This window comes from Salmonella sp. SAL4457 (genome assembly GCF_046548235.1).
GTDB classification, from domain to species: domain Bacteria; phylum Pseudomonadota; class Gammaproteobacteria; order Enterobacterales; family Enterobacteriaceae; genus Salmonella; species Salmonella enterica.
The window spans coordinates 1-502 of the sequence record NZ_JBGDZO010000044.1; the positions used below are offsets into that span (position 1 = coordinate 1).

The following is a 502-nucleotide window of genomic DNA, read 5'->3' on the forward strand; positions in this document are numbered from 1 at the left end:
GTCGAGGCCAGGTCGCGGATGGCCGCCATGCCCAGGCCGGAGGATTGCAGCGTAGCGTCGAGCTGGCGGTTCTTGATCAGCTCCACCGACTCGGCGTAGGGCAGGTACTCCACCTTGCCCATGTCCTCGTAGCTCAGGCCGGCAGCCTTGAAGATCGCCCGGGCGTTCAGCTCGGTACCGCTCTTGGGCGCGCCCACCGAAATGCGCTTGCCTTTCAGGTCGGCCAGGGTCTTGATGCCCGAGGCTTGGCTGGCCACTACCTGGATATAGTTCGGATAGGTATTGCCGATAGCCCGCAGCTTCTTCAACGGCGCCTTGAAGCCGGCGTCGGCGACCCCGTTCCAGGCGTCGGCGACCGAGTCGCCCAGCGCCAGCGCCAGTTCTCCACGCCCGGCCTGCAACAGGTTGAGGTTCTCGACCGAAGCCTTGGTGGCCTGCACCGAGGTTTTCGCGCCCTGGATATCGTGCCCGTAGATCTGCGAGAGGCCGACCCCTATGGGGT

General features: G+C 65.3%; 1 protein-coding gene. It reads right to left on the reverse strand.

The genetic code is table 11. The annotated features are described in order from the left end of the window. The coding region (locus tag ACLJNW_RS23125) for a TAXI family TRAP transporter solute-binding subunit (protein ID WP_410961075.1) at positions 1-502 on the reverse strand (502 nt) is incomplete at both ends.